The organism is Nocardioides convexus, assembly GCF_011090295.1.
In genome coordinates this window covers 1,522,121-1,535,850 of sequence record NZ_JAAMYA010000001.1, presented here as the reverse complement: position 1 = coordinate 1,535,850, position 13,730 = coordinate 1,522,121, and the positions used below count along the sequence as shown (strand labels likewise).

At 72.8% G+C, this 13,730-nt stretch carries 18 protein-coding genes and 7 pseudogenes; 20 read left to right on the top strand and 5 right to left on the bottom strand.

Annotated elements, in window-relative coordinates; translation table 11 throughout:
- Positions 1–36 precede the first annotated feature (36 nt).
- The 11 genes and pseudogenes from G5V59_RS11410 (at position 37) to G5V59_RS11360 (ending at position 5,192) form a co-directional block, all read left to right on the top strand.
- The gene (locus G5V59_RS11410) at positions 37–195 is read left to right on the top strand and encodes a hypothetical protein (RefSeq protein ID WP_278256504.1); all 159 of its coding nucleotides are present in this window, start codon (positions 37–39) and stop codon (positions 193–195) included.
- Positions 195–749 carry a GAF and ANTAR domain-containing protein gene (locus tag G5V59_RS11405; protein ID WP_278256503.1) on the top strand — a complete coding sequence of 185 codons (555 nt, stop codon included), beginning with the start codon at positions 195–197 and terminating at the stop codon, positions 747–749. Before G5V59_RS11410 ends, G5V59_RS11405 begins: the two co-directional genes overlap by 1 nt.
- Before the next feature lie 51 nt (positions 750–800).
- Positions 801–1,897 (top strand): annotated as a pseudogene (gene dapE / locus G5V59_RS11400) (succinyl-diaminopimelate desuccinylase).
- Positions 1,894–2,626, top strand: a pseudogene (locus tag G5V59_RS11395) (TIGR00730 family Rossman fold protein). Before dapE ends, G5V59_RS11395 begins: the two co-directional pseudogenes overlap by 4 nt.
- 6 nt (positions 2,627–2,632) lie before the next feature.
- Positions 2,633–2,833, top strand: a pseudogene (locus tag G5V59_RS36485) (DivIVA domain-containing protein); the annotation flags it as partial.
- Between the two features lie 42 nt (positions 2,834–2,875).
- Complete coding sequence (locus G5V59_RS11385) at positions 2,876–3,331, top strand: DUF6278 family protein (RefSeq protein ID WP_278259798.1); 456 nt, start codon at positions 2,876–2,878, stop codon at positions 3,329–3,331.
- A gap of 109 nt (positions 3,332–3,440) precedes the next feature.
- A pseudogene (locus G5V59_RS11380) lies at positions 3,441–3,609 on the top strand (DUF3117 domain-containing protein).
- Positions 3,606–3,743 (top strand): hypothetical protein, encoded by a 138-nt coding sequence (locus tag G5V59_RS11375; protein WP_278256502.1) that lies wholly within the window; start codon positions 3,606–3,608, stop codon positions 3,741–3,743. The pseudogene G5V59_RS11380 and the gene G5V59_RS11375 overlap by 4 nt, the downstream one beginning before the upstream one ends.
- A complete protein-coding gene (locus tag G5V59_RS11370; RefSeq protein ID WP_278256501.1) occupies positions 3,715–4,281 on the top strand; it encodes a M17 family peptidase N-terminal domain-containing protein in 567 nt (188 codons plus the stop codon). The genes G5V59_RS11375 and G5V59_RS11370 overlap by 29 nt, the downstream gene beginning before the upstream one ends.
- Positions 4,220–4,363: pseudogene (locus G5V59_RS11365) on the top strand (hypothetical protein); the annotation flags it as partial. The gene G5V59_RS11370 and the pseudogene G5V59_RS11365, both read left to right, overlap by 62 nt.
- Positions 4,364–4,421: 58 nt before the next feature.
- Complete coding sequence (locus G5V59_RS11360; RefSeq protein WP_278256500.1) at positions 4,422–5,192, top strand: M17 family metallopeptidase; 771 nt, start codon at positions 4,422–4,424, stop codon at positions 5,190–5,192.
- Positions 5,193–5,232: 40 nt separating this feature from the next.
- Here G5V59_RS11360 and G5V59_RS11355 read toward each other — a convergent pair whose 3' ends face one another.
- Complete coding sequence (locus G5V59_RS11355) at positions 5,233–5,823, bottom strand: O-methyltransferase (RefSeq protein WP_278259797.1); 591 nt, start codon at positions 5,821–5,823, stop codon at positions 5,233–5,235.
- Between the two features lie 208 nt (positions 5,824–6,031).
- On the opposite strand from G5V59_RS11355, the gene sigE reads away from it, so the two are divergent.
- The 5 genes and pseudogenes from sigE (at position 6,032) to G5V59_RS11330 (ending at position 8,557) form a co-directional block, all read left to right on the top strand.
- Positions 6,032–6,640, top strand: a complete 609-nt coding sequence (gene sigE, locus G5V59_RS11350) for an RNA polymerase sigma factor SigE (protein ID WP_278259796.1) — start codon at positions 6,032–6,034, stop codon at positions 6,638–6,640.
- Between the two features lie 129 nt (positions 6,641–6,769).
- Positions 6,770–7,138 carry a hypothetical protein gene (locus tag G5V59_RS11345; protein WP_278256499.1) on the top strand — a complete coding sequence of 123 codons (369 nt, stop codon included), beginning with the start codon at positions 6,770–6,772 and terminating at the stop codon, positions 7,136–7,138.
- A 37-nt stretch (positions 7,139–7,175) separates the two neighbouring features.
- On the top strand, positions 7,176–7,601 hold the full coding sequence (locus G5V59_RS11340; RefSeq protein ID WP_278256498.1) for a hypothetical protein: 426 nt from the start codon (positions 7,176–7,178) through the stop codon (positions 7,599–7,601).
- Positions 7,602–7,729: 128 nt separating this feature from the next.
- Positions 7,730–8,092, top strand: a pseudogene (locus G5V59_RS11335) (trypsin-like peptidase domain-containing protein); the annotation flags it as partial.
- A complete protein-coding gene (locus G5V59_RS11330) occupies positions 8,075–8,557 on the top strand; it encodes a PDZ domain-containing protein (protein WP_278259795.1) in 483 nt (160 codons plus the stop codon). The pseudogene G5V59_RS11335 and the gene G5V59_RS11330, both read left to right, overlap by 18 nt.
- Positions 8,558–8,563: 6 nt before the next feature.
- Here G5V59_RS11330 and G5V59_RS11325 read toward each other — a convergent pair whose 3' ends face one another.
- Entirely contained in the window at positions 8,564–8,797 is a 234-nt protein-coding gene (locus G5V59_RS11325) for a helix-turn-helix domain-containing protein (RefSeq protein ID WP_278256497.1), read from the bottom strand.
- Between the two features lie 99 nt (positions 8,798–8,896).
- Here G5V59_RS11325 and G5V59_RS11320 point away from each other — a divergent pair, with 99 nt between their 5' ends.
- Complete coding sequence (locus tag G5V59_RS11320; RefSeq protein ID WP_278256496.1) at positions 8,897–9,358, top strand: hypothetical protein; 462 nt, start codon at positions 8,897–8,899, stop codon at positions 9,356–9,358.
- Positions 9,355–10,731 carry a hypothetical protein gene (locus G5V59_RS11315; protein WP_278256495.1) on the top strand — a complete coding sequence of 459 codons (1,377 nt, stop codon included), beginning with the start codon at positions 9,355–9,357 and terminating at the stop codon, positions 10,729–10,731. Before G5V59_RS11320 ends, G5V59_RS11315 begins: the two co-directional genes overlap by 4 nt.
- Here G5V59_RS11315 and G5V59_RS11310 read toward each other — a convergent pair.
- The 3 genes from G5V59_RS11310 to G5V59_RS11300 all read right to left on the bottom strand — a co-directional run bounded on the left by G5V59_RS11310 (position 10,721) and on the right by G5V59_RS11300 (position 12,409).
- Positions 10,721–11,062, bottom strand: a complete 342-nt coding sequence (locus G5V59_RS11310; protein ID WP_278256494.1) for a hypothetical protein — start codon at positions 11,060–11,062, stop codon at positions 10,721–10,723. The genes G5V59_RS11315 and G5V59_RS11310 overlap by 11 nt on opposite strands.
- A gap of 165 nt (positions 11,063–11,227) precedes the next feature.
- Positions 11,228–12,019 (bottom strand): hypothetical protein, encoded by a 792-nt coding sequence (locus tag G5V59_RS11305; protein ID WP_278256493.1) that lies wholly within the window; start codon positions 12,017–12,019, stop codon positions 11,228–11,230.
- Between the two features lie 27 nt (positions 12,020–12,046).
- Positions 12,047–12,409: a hypothetical protein gene (locus tag G5V59_RS11300; protein WP_278256492.1), complete on the bottom strand. Its 363-nt coding sequence runs from the start codon at positions 12,407–12,409 to the stop codon at positions 12,047–12,049.
- 96 nt (positions 12,410–12,505) lie between these two features.
- Between G5V59_RS11300 and G5V59_RS11295 the strand changes: the two are divergent.
- Both G5V59_RS11295 and G5V59_RS11290 read left to right on the top strand, forming a co-directional pair.
- Positions 12,506–12,793, top strand: a pseudogene (locus G5V59_RS11295) (wax ester/triacylglycerol synthase domain-containing protein); the annotation flags it as partial.
- A gap of 73 nt (positions 12,794–12,866) precedes the next feature.
- Positions 12,867–13,730: a wax ester/triacylglycerol synthase domain-containing protein gene (locus tag G5V59_RS11290; RefSeq protein ID WP_278256491.1), complete on the top strand. Its 864-nt coding sequence runs from the start codon at positions 12,867–12,869 to the stop codon at positions 13,728–13,730.

Genomic DNA, 13,730 nt, shown 5'->3' with positions numbered 1-13,730 from the left:
GGGGGGCGGTCGGCGTCTGGTCGGAGGATGACGTCGATGAAGGTTTCCAGCCCAGAGCCGGACAGCGAGCCTGGCGCAGGTGTTCGCCGCCATCGCGGCGCTGACCTATGCGGGTGCCTCGACCGAGGACGTGCACCAGGCGGTCGTGGACGCAGGCTCTGCGCCTGGTCACCGGCGTCGACCACGCCAGCCTGATGATGGTGCGCGACTCCGCGTTCGTCACGGCCGCCGCCACCGACACGGTCGCGCTCGGTGTCGACCAGGCGGAGATCCGCCTCGGGGAGGGCCCGTGCCTCGACGCGATCGTGGAGGACACGATGTACCTCGACCCCGACCTCGCGACCGGCTGCGACTGGCCGCGGCTGGCCGAGTTCGTGCTCGCGCGGACACCGGTGCGCGGCGGCGCCGGCATCCGCATCGTCGTCGACGGCCAGAAGGTCGGCGCCCTCAACCTGTGGAGCGACGAGCCGGGGCGGCTCGACGCGCGCTCGGCGGACGAGGCGATGGTGCTCGCGGCGTTCGCCTCCCAGGCGGTCGCCGCGGCCCACCACCGCGAGCAGGCGGCGTCGCTGCGCGAGGGCCTGCACAGCAACCGTGAGATCGGCAAGGCGGTCGGGCTGCTGATGGCCTTCCACAAGGTGGACGACGCGAAGGCGTGGGAGATCCTGCGCAAGACCAGCCGGGACCTGAACCGGAAGGTCACGGCGATCGCCGAGGAGATCGTCGACTACCACAACTCGCCCTGGTGAGAGGGCGGGCGCCGAACCGGAGCCGAACCCTCGGCTGGTTGACTGTCACCCGTGCCCTCCCTCGACCTGTCCGCCGACGTCGTCACCCTGACCCGCCAGCCTGGTCGACATCGAGTCGGTCAGCCGTGACGAGCAGGAGATCGCCGACGCCGTCGAGGCCGCGCTGCGCGCCCTGCCGCACCTGAGCGTCGTACGACGTGGGCACACCCTCGTCGCCCGCACGGACCTCGGCCGGCCGAGCCGGGTGGTGGTCGCCGGTCACCTCGACACGGTGCCGCTCAACGACAACCTCCCGAGCCGCCTGGACGCCGAGGCGGGGATCCTGCACGGGCTGGGGACCTGCGACATGAAGGGTGGCGACGCCGTCATCCTGCGCCTCGCGGAGACGGTGACCGAGCCGGTGCACGACGTGACCTACGTGCTCTACGAGGCCGAGGAGATCGACTCCGCGTTCAACGGGCTGCGCCTGCTCAGCGAGTCCGACCCGGACCTGCTGGCGGCGGACTTCGCGATCTTGATGGAGCCGTCCAACGCGGTCGTCGAGGCGGGCTGCCAGGGCACGCTGCGGGTCGAGGTCCGCACCCGCGGCGAGCGGGCGCACTCCGCGCGGAGCCTGGCGGGGCGTCAACGCGATCCACGGCGCGGGCGAGGTGCTCGCCCGGCTCAACGCCTACGACGCGCGGCGCCCCGTCATCGACGGGCTGGAGTACCACGAGGGTCTCAACGCGGTCGGCATCAGCGGCGGGGTCGCGGGCAACGTGATCCCCGACGAGTGCGTGGTGACGGTGAACTTCCGCTTCGCCCCGGACCGCTCGGAGGCCGAGGCGCTGGCCTTCGTCGAGGACTTCTTCGACGGCTTCGAGGTCACCCTCACCGACAGCGCCCCGGGTGCACTTCCCGGGCTGGAGCAGCCCGCGGCGCGGGCGTTCATCGAGGCCGTCGGCGGCGAGGTCAACCCGAAATCCGGGTGGACGGATGTCGCGCGGTTCACCACTCTCGGCGTGCCTGCCGTCAACTACGGGCCCGGTGACCCGATGCTGGCGCACAAGCAGGAGGAGCACGTCGAGACCGCACAGATCGAGCGGTGCGAGGCGCAGCTGCGGACATGGCTGCTCGCCCCCACCGAGAAGACCGAGGAGACGGCATGACCAGGCGCAACGGCCCCGGACCCCGGCCCAGCAAGGGTCGTCCGGAGGGCTCGACCACCGATCAGCGGCTGCTCGACAGCCGCGGCGACGGCGGATGGGTGCACACCGACACGTGGCGCGTGCTCAAGATCCAGGCCGAGTTCGTCGAGGGCTTCAACGACCTCGCCGAGCCTGGGCCCGGCGATCTCCGTGTTCGGCTCGGCGCGGCTCCCGGCCACCCACCCGGCGTACGACATCGGGGTGCGGGTGGGCGCCGCGCTGGCGAAGGCCGGCTTCGCGGTGATCACGGGTGGTGGCCCCGGCGCCATGGAGGCGGCCAACAAGGGTGCGACCGAGGCCGGGGGCGAGTCGATCGGGCTCGGCATCGAGCCTGCCCTGGGAGGCCAAGGCTCAACGACTACGTCGGCTTCGGGCTCAACTTCCGCTACTTCTTCGTGCGCAAGACGATGTTCGTGAAGTACAGCCAGGGCTACGTCGTGCTCCCCGGTGGCCTCGGCACGCTGGACGAGTCTGTTCGAGGCGATGACCCTGGCCCAGACCCTCAAGATCACCCAGTTCCCGATCGTGCTGATGGGCGTGGAGCACTGGCAGGGCCTCATCGACTGGATGAAGGGCTCGATGCTCGAGGACGCCCGGATCAAGCAGTCCGACCTCGACATGCTCACCCTGACCGACGACGTCGACGAGGCCGTGGCGCTGATGGTGGCCGCCCGCGACCGGCACGCCTGAGCCGCCATGTCGCACCTGATGATGTGGGTCTTCGCGCTGCTGATCGTGCTCGCCATGGGCGGGGTCGCGATGCTGGCCGCGGGCTACGGCGAGCCGATGGCGCCGGCGTACGACGACCGGCCGGACGCCGTCGTGCCCGCTGCGCGACCGATCGAGGCCGGCGACCTGCGCACGGTCCGCTTCTCGCTGGCGCTGCGGGGCTACCGGATGAACGAGGTGGACGCACTGCTCGCCCGGCTCGCGACCGAGATGGAGGCGAGGTCCCCGGCCGCGGCCGAACCGGGCGAGGCCGGTGAGGCGAGCGCGCCGGAGGACCCCACCGTGCGCCGTACCGCCGAGGAGTGGGCGGCCGCGCACCCCGTCGGCACCGACATCCTGGACTTCTCGATCGAGAGCGTGGACCAGGTCGAGTCCTTCCTCGACCAGTGGTCGCGCCGGCTCGACCACGTCACCGCGGAGGAGAACGACGACGTCCGGGCCGCGGGCGCCTACGTCGGCGAGGTCCTGGTCCGCGCGGTGCCCGGCGCGCGGTGGGTCCGGCACCCCGCCTTCACGCCCACGCCGGTGGTCGCAATGCCCTCGGGACGCTTGGAGAACCCCATCGGCAAGGCGATGAACCGCTACGACGGCGACGAGAGCGACAGCATCGCGTCGTGGCTCGACGCCGCCCTGGCGAGCGAGCCGGACGAGACCGCGCGCGGCTGATCCGCGAGGGTCGCTGCACGGTTTGTGCGGCATGGGCGATAATGGTCCGCGCACAGCGGGGTGCACAGGGCCCCCCAGCACGCTTGAGGTAGTGGAAGAGGGGTGCCGCATGGCGGCGATGAAGCCTCGGACCGGCGACGGTCCGCTCGAGGTCACCAAGGAGGGACGCGGCATCGTGATGCGCGTTCCGCTGGAGGGCGGTGGCCGGCTCGTGGTCGAGTCTCAATGCCGAGGAGGCTTCCGCGCTCGGCGAAGCGCTCAAGAACGTGGTCGGGTGACCTCACCCGCTGCTCAGCCCGCTGCCCCGGTGCTGCCGGGGCAGGTCGACCCGCCCGGGTTCGCGCTCAGCGAGTCTGCTGCCCGGCGCCATCAAGGGCGTCGAGGTGGTCGCGCTGCCGGTGCTGCCCGGTGAGGACGGCGAGCCCGTCCTGCTCGGTCCCGGCGCGGCCGAGCTCGCCGACGAGCTCGGCATCGACCTGGTCGGCGCCGCCGAGGTGCACGGCCTGACCGGTGCCACGGCCGAGGTCGGCGTCGTTCCCGTGCCCGGGGGGACGGCCGCCAATCCCGACCTGCGACTGGTCCTGCTCGTCGGGGTGGGCGCGGCCCGCGCCATCGACCTGCGCCGCGCAGGCGCCGCCCTGGCCCGCGCGACCCGGGACCGCGACGCCGTCGCCACCTCGATCCCGCTCGTCCACCTCGACGCGGACGAGGCCGTCGAGGCCTTCGTCGTCGGGGCCATGCTCGGCAGCCTTCGTCTTCCACTGGCGCTCCACCGGCGCCGAGCACCAGCCGGTACGACGCGTGGTGCTCGCCGGCCCGACCGTCACCGCCGACCGGGCCGTCCTCGAGCGCGCGGTCGCGCTGGGCGGGGCCGGCTGGCGCTCGCGCCTGCTCGCCACCGTCCCCTCGAACCTGAAGAACCCCGCCTGGCTGGCCGAGCAGGCCCGTGACATCGCCGCAGCCTCCGGCCTCGGCATCGACGTCTGGGACGAGGAGCGGCTCGCCGCGGAGGGCTTCGGCGGGATCCTCGCCGTGGGCGCCGCCTCCGCGACCCCGCCGCGGCTGATCCGGCTCGACTACACCCCCGCCGGTGTGTCCGCCCGGGCCGCGAAGAAGCCTGCCCCTGGTCGTGCTCGTCGGCAAGGGCATCACCTTCGACACCGGCGGCCTCTCGATCAAGCCGAGCGCCTCGATGGCCTCGATGAAGCGCGACATGACCGGCGGCGCCGTGGTGCTGGCGACCATGGCCGCGCTCGCCGACGTCGACTGCCCGGTCCGGGTCGTCGGCCTGGTCGCCGCCGCCGAGAACGCCATCTCCGGCACCGCGCTGCGTCCCGGCGACGTCATCACGCACTGGGGCGGGCGCACCACCGAGGTCGGCAACACCGACGCCGAGGGCCGCCTCGTCCTCGGCGACGCGCTCGCCTACGCCGTCGAGAAGCTCGACCCCGCCGTCGTCGTCGACATCGCCACCCTCACCGGGGCGGTCAAGGTCGCGCTGGGCCAGCAGGTCGGTGGGCTCTTCGCGACCGACGACGCGCTCGCCGGCGCCCTGGCCGGTGCGGGCGAGCGGGCTGGGGAGCCGCTGTGGCGCTTCCCGCTCTACGCCGGTTACGAGGACAGGCTCGCCTCGAAGGTCGCCGACGCGAGCAACGACCCGGGCGGGGCCGGCGCGATCACGGCGGCTCTGTTCCTGCAGCACTTCGTGGGTGACGTGCCGTGGGCGCACCTCGACGTCGCCTCGGTCGGCGACACCGAGAAGGAGTGGCACGAGTGGACCGTGGGTCCCTCGGGCTTCGGCTCCCGGCTGCTGCTGACCTGGCTCGGCTCGCCCGATCCGGTCGCGGAGATCGGCGCCTAGGCGCCGATCACTCGCCGATCACTCGCCGCTCACTGCCCGGTCACTCGCCGGTCTCGGGGATCCAGACCTTCTTCGCCACCAGCAGGCCGTCCCCGACGGGCAGCAGGGCCGGGACCAGGCCGTCGGTCTCGGCGACCTGCTGGACCAGGTCGCGGATCGCGACCGTCTCCTCGTCGCGCTGGGCGGGGTCGGCCACCCGGCCGTGCCACAGCGCGTTGTCGAAGACCACCACGCCGCCAGGGCGGAGCAGGCGCAGCGCCTCGCCGAGGTACGCGCCGTACTCCCGCTTGTCGCCGTCGGCGAAGACGATGTCGTAGTGGCCGTCGGTCAGCCGGGGCAGCACGTCGAGCGCCGAGCCCGCGATGGTGCGCACCCGCTGCGGCGTGACGCCGGCCTCCTTGAACGACTCCCGTGCCAGGCGCTGGTGCTCGGCCTCCACGTCGACGGTCGTCAGCACGCCGTCGGGGCGCATGCCGCGCAGCAGCCACACGCCGGACACGCCGGTGCCGGTGCCGATCTCCACCACCGCGCGCGCCTCGAGCACCGCGGCGAGCAGGCGCAGCGCGGCGCCCGCGCCGGCGCCGATCGGCGTGACGCCGACCTCCTCGGCGCGCGCTCGCGCCGCCGCCAGGACGTCGTCCTCACCGACGTAGGAGTCGGCGAAGGTCCAGGCTGGTCGCGGTGATCGGTGTCGGAGCCACGACCCACACCCTAGGCCGTCGGCGGCCCGGGGTGTCGGAGGCCGGGAACAGAGCCTCCATGCCGTTCGTTGACCTTCTTCACAGGGAACGTTCAGGACGGACCCCTACCGTGAGAGGAGCCAGGAGACCTTGGCACTGATCCAGCGGAAGAAGGCCACGATGAGGGAGCCCGTCGATCCCCAGCCTCAGGACCTCGCCTGGGAGAGCATCGTCGAGCAGCACTCCGATCGTGTCTACCGCCTCGCCCTGCGCCTGACGGGCAACCGCCACGACGCCGAGGACCTCACCCAGGAGGTCTTCGTCCGGGTGTTCCGCTCGTTGCACACCTACACGCCCGGCACCTTCGAGGGCTGGCTGCACCGGATCACCACCAACCTCTTCCTGGACCAGGCCCGTCGCAAGCAGCGGATCCGCTTCGACGCGCTCTCCGAGGAGCGGGCCGCGCGGATCGCGAGCGCCTCGCCGGCGCCCGAGGCGGCGTACTCCGACCAGACCTTCGACGACGACGTCGAGGCGGCGCTCGCCGCGCTGCCCCCTGACTTCCGTGCCGCCGTCGTGCTGTGCGACATCGAGGGGCTCAGCTACGAGGAGATCGCCGAGATCCTCGGCGCGAAGCTCGGCACCGTCCGCTCGCGGATCCACCGTGGCCGGGCGCTGCTGCGCACCGCGCTGGCCCACCGCGCCCCCGCCGGCGGTCGCACCCAGTACGCCGGCCCGGCGCCCGTCGCGGCCGGAGGGACCTCGTGATCGGGCACCTCGGCAACCGGGTCAGCGCACTGCTCGACGGTCAGGCTCTCCGCCAAGGAGACCGAGGAGGCGTGGGCACACGTCTACTCCTGCCACGCCTGCCGTGACCTCGTCGAGCGCGAGGGCTGGGTGAAGACCCGGCTCGCCGCCTCTTGCGGTGGTGACCGGGAGGCGCCGTCCGGGCTCAAGGGATCGCTGATGAGCCTGCCGCCGGGGATGCCTCCGGGGGAGGCCCTGCTCGCCGGCTCCGGCGCCGGGACGGCCCCGCGTCGTACCGGCGCCGTGATGATCGGCGGCGGTGCCGTCGGCGCGGCGATCCTCGGCGTCGTGGCGCTCGGGTTCACCTCGGGCAGCACCCCGCCCGCCGACCGGCGCCCCCCGGTCACCCAGATCAATTCCTCGGTACCGACCGCGCCGCCAACCCCGACGCCGACGTCCTCGACGTCGGAGATCCCGCGCCTGGGACGGCCGATCCCGATCGGCCGCGTCCTGCCCTGAGACCCCCCGGTGTGGGTGGATCGGCAATGATGTGCAGGTGAACGACGAGTACGACGGCGAACCCACCGAGCCGATCGCCCAGGCGCGCACGCCGGAGCCGGCCTCGCAGTGGGCTCCGCCCGGCCCGGGCGCCGAGCGACTGCCGGTGAGCGAGCCCGAGCGGGCCGCGGCACCGGACGCGGCGCCGGAGCCGACCGCCGTCCTCCCGTCCGAGGCACTGATGGCGCCCTCGCTGCTCCCGCCCCCGCCCGCCACCCCGCCGAGCGCGGCGGACCTGTCCGTGCGCCGGCCCACCGGCGCCGGGCGTGGGCCGGCGTGGCGCTGGCCGCTGGTCGCGCTGGTCGCGCTCGTCGTCGGCCTCGGCGGCGGGCTCCTCGGCGCGCTGGGCTACGACAAGGCTCGCTCAACGACGACCCGCAGGGGCCGGGGTACACCGACACCGGGCTCTCCGGCGTCGACCTGAAGGACCAGGCTCCGCTGGCCGCGCCCGGCTCGGTCGCCGCCGTCGCGAAGGCGCTGCTGCCCAGCACCGTCCAGATCCTCGCCGAGTACGACGGTCAGGAGGCCGGCGCGACCGGCTCCGGCTGGGTGATGGACGGCGACGGGCACATCGTCACCAACAACCACGTCGTCGCCGAGGCCGCCAAGGACAACGGCCCGATCGTCGTCATCGACCACGACCGCAACCGCTACGACGCCGAGGTGGTCGGCCGCAGACCGGTCTACGACCTGGCGATCCTCTACGTCAAGAAGCACGACAAGGTCGACCCCGGCGAAGGCTCGGACGGTCCGCGACGCTCCAGGTCGGCGAGCCCGTGGTCGCGATCGGCTCCCCGCTGAGCCTGCCCGACACGGTGACCTCGGGCATCGTGAGTCTACCTGCACCGTCCGGTGACGACCGGGTCGTCGGCCGACGAGTCGTCGTACATCGACGCGGTGCAGACCGACGCCGCGATCAACCCCGGCAACTCCGGTGGTCCGCTGGTCAACCAGCGCGGTGAGGTGATCGGGGTGAACTCCGCGATCGCCACCGCGGGCGGCGGCTCCACCGACAAGGAGGCCGGCAACATCGGCGTCGGCTTCGCGATCCCGGTCGAGCAGGTGCGGGTCACCGCGGACCAGATCCTCAAGACCGGCAAGGCGCAGTACCCGGTGATCGGGGCCAAGGTGAAGACCGGCGGCATCCCGACCGGCGACGGTGCCACCCTCGACGAGATCATCGCCAAGAGCCCGGCCCAGAAGGCGGGGTTGAAGAAGGGCGACCTGATCACCCGCGTCAACGACCAGCGGGTCACCGACGGGATCGCGCTCATCGTCGCGATCCGGACCTACCAGCCGGGGCAGACGATCGAGTTCACCGTCGAGCGCGGCTCGGGCTCGCAGAAGATCAAGGTCACCCTCGACGGCGAGGACGGCTGAGCCCGCTCAGCGGTCCTCGGACTCGACGAAGGGGTGCTCGGCGACGTACTGCTCGGCATGGCGGTACTGCTCGGCGATGTAGTCCTCGAGGCGTGATCGCTCCACCCGCCACTGCCCGCGACCGCCGATCTTGATCGCGGGAAGCTCGCCGCGGCGCACGAGCGCGTAGACCTGCGCGCTCGAGGTGTTGAGCACCTCGGCGACGTCGGCGAGGGTGAGGAACCTCGAGGTCTCCGGCATGGGCCCATCGTCGCATCCGGTAGCGCCGTTGCCGAGTCCGCCGCGCGCGCCTGTGGAGGACGGTGGCGGAGGCACCCACCGAGCCTGCATGATGTGCACGTGTCCAGGGATCTCGGGATTTCCCCGGTCACGCCCGCCCCACCGCCCGCGCTCCGCGCGGCTCGGCGAGGCTGGCGTGACCCGCGGTTGTGGCTCGGCGTGCTGCTGATCGCCGGTTCGGTCGTCCTCGGTGCCCGCCTGCTGGCGGCCGCCGACGACACGGTGACGGTGTGGGGGATGGCAGCGGACCGGGGGAGCGGCACGCCGGTCGCGGCCGGCGACCTGGCGGTGCAGCGGGTGCGCTTCTCCGACGGTGCCGCGCTCGCGCACTACTTCCCAGCCGACCAGCCGGTGCCCGACGACCTCGTGCTCACCCGGGCGGTGGGGGCCGGCGAGCCTGCTGGCCCGCTCGGCGGTGGGCGCCGCGGGCGACGTACCGGAGCCTGGAGGTGCCGCTCGCGGTCGACCCGCAGCGGGTGCCTCCCGACGTGGGGACCGGTTCCGTCGTCGACGTGTGGGTGACCGGCTCGGACCGCCCGGCGCTCAGCGGCGTGACGGTCGTCGCCGCGCCGTCGTACGACGACGGGCTCGCGCTCTCCGGCACCCGGCAGGTCGTGGTCGCGGTCGACGACGAGCGGGCCGCGGCGTTCGAGCGGGCGCTCGGCAAAGCTCGACGACCCGGTCATCCGGATCCTCCAGCGCTCATGACCCCGACCGTCGTCGTCCTCGTGTCGACCGGAGCCGCCTGGGAGGCGCGGGCGCTCGAGCCTGCTGCAGCAGGACCGTCGTACCGTCGTGCTCAAGCGGTGCGTCGATGTCGACGACCTGCTCGCCACGGCCAGCCGCGGTCAGGCCGAGGTGGCCGTGGTCGGGGCGGACCTACCGGGACTGGACCGGAACGTGCTCGACGACGTCACCCGGTGGGGCATGCGGGTGGTCGCCGTCGCGACCGAGATCGAGCGCGCCCAGCCACGTGCGGAGCAGATCGGCATCGCCACCGTGCTCGACGCGACGCGGGTCGAGGAGCCTGGTCGCGACCGTGGTGGCGGCGCCGCCGTCGGAGGACACCGTGCCGACCCTCCCGATGGCCCCGGCACCGGTCGCCGCCCGTGGCCAGCCCGGCCGCGTCATCACGATCTGGGGTCCCGGCGGCGGGCCGGGGCGGACCACCCTCGCGACCGCCCTCGCCGGGGAGCCTGGCCCGGCGCGGTCTCGACACGCTGCTCGTCGACGCCGACCCGCACGGTGGCTCGGTGGCCCAGCGAACTCGGCATCCTCGACGAGGCATCCGGGCTGCTAACCGCGGCCCGGTTCGTGGCGGCCGGGACGGTTGCCGAGCGGTTCCCGGGAGCACAGCGCCGGCTCTCCGAGCGACTGCGGGTGCTCACCGGGCTCCCACGGCCGGACCGGTGGTCCGAGATCCGCGCCGGCGCGCTGACCGCGCTCGTCGAGCACGCTCGCCTCGAGGGTCAGGTGGTCCTCGACACCGGCTTCTCCCTCGAGCAGGACCCGGCCGCCGACCTGGGCCGGCCCTCGCGCAGCGACCTGACTCGCGAAGCCCTGGAGATCGCCGACGAGGTGCTGCTCGTCGGCGCCGCGGACCCGGTCGGGCTGGCCCGGCTGGCCCGGGCGGTCAGCGAGCCTGCACGAGCCTCCGGCCGGACCCGCCGATGCGGGTCGTCGTCAACCGGATGCGCTCCAGCCTCGGCTGGCGGGAGGGAGACGTCGCCGCCATGCTCGCCGAGTTCGGTGCGAGCCGCGGTGTGCACTTCCTGCCCGACGACCAGGCGGCCGTCGACCGGGCGCTGGTCGCCGGCCGCCTGCTCCTGGAGTCCGGTGACGGCGCGCTCACCCGCGCCGTCGGTGCCCTGCTCGACGCGATGGTCAGGCGCTGAACAGCAGCATCAGGCCGCCCGCCGTGAACGCCACCATGACCACCAGCAGCGGGAGCCGACCGGTGATCTGGTCCTTCTTCGGCAGCAGGGTCAGCGCGCGGTCGTGCGCCGCGACGGCTGCCACGACGTGGCCGATCACCACTGCGAGCACCTTGATGGTGGCGAGCACCGTCGGGTGGTAGGAGAACCAGTACGACGGCTCCACGCCCGCCGTACCGAGGATGTCCCAGCCCTTGCCCAGCGGGTCGCTCGCGCGCGCGAGCGTCTGCGTGCCGACATCGACGAACAGCGTGAGGTAGTGCGCGACGATGTAGCCGAGGATGATCGGCACGATCGAGTGGGCGTACTGACGTGGCAGCCTGACGCCGGGACATGCCGTCGACGGCCGGCGTCAGGGCGCTGCCGAGGCTGAACAGCAGCCCCGCCGTGCACACGAAGACCAGCAACGCGACGTTGTCGAGGTAGACCTTGTCGATGCTGGAGTTCTGGAAGAACTTCACCCAGGGCGAGGACTCGCGGAACGAGTCGAAGGCGGTGCTCCCGAAGAGCACGCCGACGACACCGACCAGGCCGGGGGTCGGCTCGATCGTCGACAGGTTCGCCAGCGGGCTGCGCACCACCAGACGGCCCTCGTGGCGGGCCCACGGGGAGAGCCTTCGCGATCAGCGACGAGTACACCTCGAACGGGTCGGCCCGCTCGTAGAAGCGGTTGCCGAAGACCGCGCCCCCGACGAGCATCACGCCGACGTACACCGCACACCAGAAGCGGACCGAGCCCGACTCGGTGGGGTACTTGTAGGCGAGCTCCAACCACACGAACGCGTAGAGGCCGAGCGCCGCCGGCCAGTAGCCGAGCCGCTCCGGGTAGGGCACGACCCCCTTGTCGGGGTCGCTGCCGGCGAGCCTTCGCGATGCCCGCGTTCAGCGTGCGGACCGGGCTGATGGCCTTCCAGACCGGACCCAGCAGCGCCGAGGCGAAGACGAGGCCGACCCACCACCACACGTAGAAGATCCCGAAGAACGGGTTCGTCAGGACGTTCTGCCCGGCGACGGCGCAGAAGATCGTGTAGAGGGCGAGGACCATGCCGACCACGCGGAGCGCGATCGCGAAGGCGGGGGAGCCGGTGACCCGGTCCAGGAAGGACGAGGCGACGCGGCCGGGGTGCTGGCCCCCGTCGTACCGGGGGCGCCTCCAGGCGACGACGAGGACGGTGAACGAGACCACGAGCGCGGCCACCGCGCCCGAGACGGCCAGGCTCCAGGGAGATCGGGAGATCCGCCTGGCCACCGATGCCGTGGGCCTCGACGACGCCGTTCACCTGACTTCGAGTCTGGACGACGATCTGGTCCAGGCTCGTGCGACTCGACGGCGACGACGCCGGGCCGGTCGATCTCGATCTTCAGAGTCGTCTCGCCGACGCCGTACTCGGTCTGTTGCTCCGGCTCCGAGTGGACGTGCAGGCTCGCCGGGCTTGTCGGCGGTGACCTTGAGGTCGATCGGCTGACCGGTGCCGACGTCGACACGGTCACCGCTCGGGTCGACCTTGCCGTCCTTGACGGTGATGTTCACGACGACCGGCTTGTCGGAGCTCGCCTTGTCGTCGCCACCGCAGGCGGTGACGGACGCGAGCAGTGCGACACCGGTGAGCACGGCGCCGACAGCGCGCAGGCGTTGCATGGATCCTCCTCGTCGGGGAGCCGACATGCAGTGGACCGTGCAGGCCCGGCTCCCGGTTCTCTGCCAGAATCTCACGGTGACCCCAGGGCGTCCGGAATGGGGCCGGACGTCGTTCGCCGGGGGGTCCTGCAGAGTCTGGAGCATGACGTGGTGGATCGGGTGCGGCCGCGCGACCTGACGTTCCTCGCTGAGGAGACGCCGGAGACGCCCCTGCACAACGCCACGATCGAGATCTTCGACCCCGGCGAGGGCGAGGGCGCCTTCGACCACGCGCGACTGATCGCGTTGATCCGCGACCGGATCGCCTTCGTCCCGCGGTACCGCCAGCGGCTGCAGTCCGTGCCCGGACATCTCGCCAACCCGGTGTGGGTCGACGACGAGAACTTCGACCTCGGCTTCCACGTGCGACGCTCCGCCCTGCCCCGTCCCGGTACGTCGGCCCAGGCTCCTCGAGCTCGTGTCGCGGATCGTGTCGCGCCCGCTGGACCGGACCCGGCCGCTGTGGGAGATCTACTACGTCGAGGGACTCGAGGGCGGGCGGGTCGCACTGCTCTCCAAGACCCACCAGGCGCTCGTCGACGGAGTGCACACCGTCGACCTCGGGCGCCTGCTCCTCGACCTCCAACCGGAGGCGCGCGAGCTCGATCCCGACGACTGGGCGCCTCGTCGCTCGCCGAACCCGGCGCGGCTGCTCGGCGGCGCGGTGCGGGAGAGCCTCACCGACCCCGGCGTGCTGCTCGACACGGTGCGGACCGGGTCGCGTGCCGTGGCCCGAACGACGGACCGGCGCAGCGAGCGGGCGCGCTCCTTCGTCGCCGCGGCGACAGGGCGGCGGCCGAAGAGCCGGCGCGGGGCGATCACCGGTCCGCTCTCGCAACAGCGCCGGGTGGTCACCGTGGAGACCCGGCTGTCGGACTACCGCGCGGTGCGGCAGGCGCACGGTGGGACGGTCAACGACGTGATTCTGGCGACCGTGACCGGTGCGCTGCGCGGTTGGCTGATGACTCGTGCGGAGTCGCTCGGCGGGATGCGGCAGGTTCGTGCGGTCGTCCCGGTCTCGGTCATCGACGAGGAGCTCGAGGCGACCTCGCTGGGCAGCCAGATCGCCGCCCACTTCGTGGACCTGCCGGTCGGCGAGCCCAGCCCGGTGGTGCGCCTGCACCAGGTGTCGTACTCCTTCCAGGCGCACAAGGACACCGGTCGCAGCGTCGCCGCGAACCGGCTTGCCGGCATCGCCGGGTTCGCGCCAACGACCTTCCACGCGATCGGCTCGCGGGTCGCGGCCGCAGAGCCTGCGGCGCGGCTACCAGGCTCTCGGTGA

What these genes read in the sequence shown, in the direction of transcription:
- G5V59_RS11410 (WP_278256504.1), top strand. Translation starts at nt 37, where the DNA reads ATGAAGGTTTCCAGCCCAGAGCCGGACAGCGAGCCTGGCGCAGGTGTT.
- G5V59_RS11405 (WP_278256503.1), top strand. Translation starts at nt 195, where the DNA reads ATGATGGTGCGCGACTCCGCGTTCGTCACGGCCGCCGCCACCGACACG.
- G5V59_RS11385 (WP_278259798.1), top strand. Translation starts at nt 2,876, where the DNA reads ATGGAGGCGAGGTCCCCGGCCGCGGCCGAACCGGGCGAGGCCGGTGAG.
- G5V59_RS11325 (WP_278256497.1), bottom strand. Translation starts at nt 8,797, where the DNA reads ATGCCGGAGACCTCGAGGTTCCTCACCCTCGCCGACGTCGCCGAGGTG.
- G5V59_RS11300 (WP_278256492.1), bottom strand. Translation starts at nt 12,409, where the DNA reads ATGCAACGCCTGCGCGCTGTCGGCGCCGTGCTCACCGGTGTCGCACTG.